Origin of the sequence: Paraburkholderia sp. A1RI_3L (assembly GCF_048957895.1) — a bacterium.
In the GTDB taxonomy this organism is placed as follows: domain Bacteria; phylum Pseudomonadota; class Gammaproteobacteria; order Burkholderiales; family Burkholderiaceae; genus Paraburkholderia; species Paraburkholderia kururiensis.
Map to the genome: position 1 here is coordinate 1 of NZ_JARCHA010000041.1, position 4,488 is coordinate 4,488.

The window sequence follows — 4,488 nt, forward strand, 5'->3', positions numbered from 1 at the left end:
ATGCCGCAACTGCGCGCACTCCGTCGAATCCAGCGCCGACAGTTCCGACAGCCGTCGCGACGGATCCTCCGCGACGGCGTCGAGCAGACGCAGCAGGCGCGCGCCGAGACGCTCGATCGTTTCCCGCTCGAACAACGCGCTGTCGTAGTCGAAGCGCGCATCGAAGCCGTCGCCGGTTTCCGCGACCGTCAGCGACAGGTCGAACTGGGCGACGTCCTGCTCGATCTCGACGGGTTCCAACTGCAGCCCGCGCAGCGCGAGCGGTTCGCGACCGGTTCGCCCCGCATAGGTCAGCACCGCCTGGAACGGCGGCTGGCGCGACAGGCTCCCGGTCTGCGCAAACAGGCTGGCGACCCGCTCGAACGGCACGTCGCGATGCTCGTAGGCGTCGAGCACCGTGCGCTTCGTGCGTTCCAGCAGCGCGACGAACGACGGATCGTCGTCGAGCCGGCCGCGTATCACCAGCATGTTGACGAAATAGCCGATCATGCGCTCGGTCTGCGGGTGCGTCCTGACGCTCGTCGGCGAACCGATCAGCACGTCGCGCTGGCCGATCCAGTGCGCGATCGTCGCCTGGTACGCGGCCTGGAAAATCATGAAGGGGGTGGCTATGCAGCGCCGGCCGAGCCGGCCCAGGCTGTCGGCGAGCGGCGAGGACACGCGCAGCGTCACGTGCCGGCCGGCAAAGCCGGGCTGATGCGGGCGTTGCCGGTCGATCGGCAGGCCGGCCCCGATCGGGCTGCCGGCCAGTTGCCCGCGCCAGTACGCAAGCTGGCGCTCGAGCCGCTCGCCGCGCCCGGACTCGGTCTGCCACGCCGCATAGTCGGCGTATTGCGCGGGCAGCGCGTCGAGCGCCGGCCCGGCGCCGCTGGACCACGCGTCGTAGCCGGCCGCCAGCTCCGTGTCGAACAGGTGGATCGACCAGTCGTCCGCCGCGATGTGATGCAGGTTCGTCACGAGCAGATGCGCGTGGTCGCCGATCCGGAGCACCGACAACCGCACCGGATGCTCGCGCTCCAGCCTGAACGCGTGGCCGGCTTCGTCGCCCAGCCAGCGGCGCGCCCGCTCGGCGCGCGCCGCTTCCGGCCATGCGCTGACGTCCTCGAACACGATCCGCGCCGCGTCGGGTGGATCGATTCGTTGCACCGGGCGGTCGTCCGCCATCTCGATGCGCGTGCGCAGCACCTCGTGCCGGAGCTTGATCCCGCCATACGCGGCCTCCAGCGCAGCTAGGTCGAGCGGCCCCGTCACCTTCAGCGCATGGGGCAGCGTGTAGGCCGCGCCGGCGTCGAGCTGATACAGGAACCAGAGCGCCTCCTGTCCGCTGGATAGCGGCAGGTCCCGCGCGCGGTCAGCCCGCGGCAGGCCGCGCGGCGCGCCCGGCGCGCGCAGGCGCGCGATGATCTCGGACTTGAGCCGCCTGATCCGGGTCATCTGCTCCGGCTTCATGCGGCTGCGCATACTGCGCAGCCGCAGTTCACCGTCGTGCACCCAGATCTGCACGCCCTCGCGATGAAGCGTCGACAACAGCCGATCGACCTCGCTCATTGCACCCCTCCCTCGACGTCGAGTTCCGCCCGCGCAGGCAGCGTGACCGTTGCCTGCAGCGATCGATGAACATAGCCCGCGGTCGCCAGCAGCAGCGCCGCCGCGCCGAGCAGCAGCAAGGCCTGCCTGAGGCCGATCTGCTCCGCCAGCAGCCCGGTCGCGGCCGCGCCGAGGCCGTGCATCGCGAGCGCCACCGTGCGCGAGCCCGCCCCCATCCGACCGAGCATGCCGTCCGGCGTGATGGCCTGCCGCAGCGACGCGTTGTTGATGTAGTAATTGATCTGGCAGAAGCCGTACGCGAACAACGCCGCGCCGAGCGCCGCGAGCTGGCCGACCGGCGCGTCGGACGACAGCGGCACCGCCAGCAGGGCGGCCGCGCCGCCCAGGTTCGCGAGCGCGATCGTCCGCCCGACGCCGAGCCGCGCCGACACCCGCTGCGCGACATTGGCGCCGACGAACACGCCGACGCCGATCGCGGAAAACAGCAGGCCGATCTGGGCTGCCCCGAACTTCATCCGGACCGTGACGAACAGCATCAGCATCGCGAGCACGCCGCTGCTCGCGAACTGCCAGATCGCGAGGCGGATCGTCAGCGCCCGCAACAGCGGATGCCCGAACAGGAACGCGACGCCCGCCTTCAGGTCGCGCCACACGGACGGCACATCGGCCGCAGCGGGCGCCGCCGGGGTGGGTTCCTCGTTCCGGATGGAGCGGATGAAGAGCGCCGAGAACACGAAGCTCGCGGCGTCGATCAGCACGCCGACCTGGATGCCGAGCGTCTGGATGATCAGTCCGCTGATCCCGGGACCGGCCACCTCGGCCGCCGACTGGCTGACCTGCAGCTTGCTGTGCGCCTCGATCAGGCGTTCGCGGCCGACGACGGTCGGCAAGTAGGAGCCGTAGGCCACGTCGAACCACGCATCGCCGATGCCGAGACAGACGGCGACCACGTAAAGCAGGTTCATGTCGAGCCAGTCGAACCAGAGCAGCAGCGGCATCGCCGCCAGCACGGCCGCGCGAAACAGGTCCGCGGCGACCAGGATGCGGCGCCGGCGCATCCTGTCCGCGTAGACGCCGATGAGCGGCCCGAGCACGACGAAGGGGGTGGTGAACGCGGCGCCCAGCAGCCCCATCTCGACGGGCGTGGCGTCGAGCCGGGTGGCGGCGAGCAGGCCGAGCCCGACCGTCGTGATGCTCGATCCGAACGACGAGACCGTGATGGCGAGCCACATGCGCAGGTAGGCCGCGTCGCGAAGTATGGATTCCTTGCTGATTCTCATGTGATGCCTCGGGGTGCCCAATGTGAAGTCGGTTGACCAGTGGAGCGCAATCGCACCGCGCGAGCGTGCCGCCCGTCGCCGCGTCATGCCGCGGCGCGCACTTCGACCGGCAGGCTGTCGACGCCGTGCAGCACCAGCGATTGCAGGCGCCGCGCCGGGCCCGCCGGCGCGATGCCCGTCCACCGGACGCGCATTTCCTCGAACAGCACGCGCAGCACGAGACGCGCGAACACCGCGCCGAGACAGGCATGCATGCCGAGGCCGAAGGCGATGTGCCGCGCCTGGGCTTGCGTGCGCGCGATGTCGAAGCGCTCCGCTTGCGCGAACACCGTCGGGTCGCGATTCGCGGCCGGCAGCCAGACGGCCACGCGTTCGCCGCGCCGCACGCGCTGGTCGCCGATGCAGGTGTCCTCCACCGCGGTCCGGGTCATCACGAGAGACGGCGTGGTCCAGCGCAGCATTTCTTCCACCGCGGCCGGCACGCCGTCCGGGTCGGCGCGCAGGCGCGCCCATTGCCCGGGATGCGCAAGGAGGGCCTCGACGCCGCCGCTCGACGACAGACGCAGGGTCTGCACGCTCGCGGACAACACGTTGGCGATGCTCAGCACGACTTCTTCGTCGTCGAGCGGCCGATCGTCGATGCGCGCCGTCGCGATCGCGCTCAACAGGTCGTCGCCCGGATTGCGGCGGCGTTCGGCGGCGAGCTCGCTCAGGTAGACCAGCATCTCGCCGTCGGCGATGCCGCGCTCGATTTCGCAGACCGACAGCGTGCGCTCGATGACGTCGGCGAAGCGCACCCAGTCTTCCGCGGAAATCGCCATCAGCGCGCGGAACAGCGTCGCCGGCAACCTGCCGCCCACCTCGGCGACGAAATCGAACTGGCGCGCGTCGGTCGCGTGCTGCAGCAGCGTGCGCACCTTGTCGCGGACGGCGCGCTCCCAGTCGGTCGCCCGCCGCTGGGAGAAGAACGGGGCGAGGATGCGGCGCAACTGCGTATGGCGCGGCCCATCCATCAACGCGAGCATCTTGTCGCCCGCGGGGTCCGCGTTCCAGCGGTCGGCCTCGAGCGTCGTGCCCATGCGCACGCTGAACGCCACGCCGTCCTTGAGCACGCGGACGCAGTCCTCGTAGCGCGTGACGGACCAGAATCCCGGGCCGTCGGCGTCCGGCGTCCAGACGACCGGCGCCTGCTCGCGCAGACGACGCCACAGCCGGTGCGGATCGCCGTTCGCGAAGAAATCCGGATCGGTCAGACGCCGCACGTCCGCCCCCAAGGGGTGGTTTGCCTCGACATCGCACATCATCGGGTTCGCTCCGCGATCGTTCAAATCACCGAGAAGGTCAACCGCGCCGCCACGATGCCGCGCAGCGCCTGCGCCAGCGACGCGACGTTCCCGGGCGCAAGCACCGTGAAGTGGTCGCCGGGCACCGCCGCGACGGACAGCTCGCCGACGTGCGCGCCCCAGCCGCGATCGGGCGCCGCGTGCGCGTCGTCGTCCTCGAAGCCGTCGCCGGCCTGATCCTGCGCGGCGCGCAGGAAATCGACCGGGCCGTCGTAGAACGCCGGGACGTAGTCGACGAACAGCAGCCGGTTGTGGTCCGCCACGCGCTGCATGCGCTGCCACGCCGCCAGCGCGCCGCCGGCCGGCGCGTCGTCACC

The 4,488-nt window shown here is 70.9% G+C and carries 4 protein-coding genes; all 4 read right to left on the reverse strand.

From position 1 onward, the window contains the following. The coding region (locus PXJ20_RS32655; protein WP_421057489.1) for a condensation domain-containing protein at window positions 1-1,548 on the reverse strand (1,548 nt) is incomplete at its 3' end. Further along, window positions 1,545-2,828 carry an MFS transporter gene (locus PXJ20_RS32660; protein ID WP_421032933.1) on the reverse strand — a complete coding sequence of 428 codons (1,284 nt, stop codon included), beginning with the start codon at window positions 2,826-2,828 and terminating at the stop codon, window positions 1,545-1,547. The genes PXJ20_RS32655 and PXJ20_RS32660, both read right to left, overlap by 4 nt. A gap of 83 nt (window positions 2,829-2,911) precedes the next feature. Continuing rightward, complete coding sequence (locus PXJ20_RS32665; protein ID WP_421032934.1) at window positions 2,912-4,132, reverse strand: cytochrome P450; 1,221 nt, start codon at window positions 4,130-4,132, stop codon at window positions 2,912-2,914. A gap of 20 nt (window positions 4,133-4,152) precedes the next feature. Then, a partial coding sequence (locus PXJ20_RS32670) for a hypothetical protein (protein ID WP_421057490.1) occupies window positions 4,153-4,488 on the reverse strand: 336 nt, incomplete at its 5' end.

Bases quoted from the DNA above. Each gene is read 5' to 3' on its own strand.
- PXJ20_RS32660 (WP_421032933.1), bottom strand. From the start codon at position 2,828: ATGAGAATCAGCAAGGAATCCATACTTCGCGACGCGGCCTACCTGCGC.
- PXJ20_RS32665 (WP_421032934.1), bottom strand. From the start codon at position 4,132: ATGATGTGCGATGTCGAGGCAAACCACCCCTTGGGGGCGGACGTGCGG.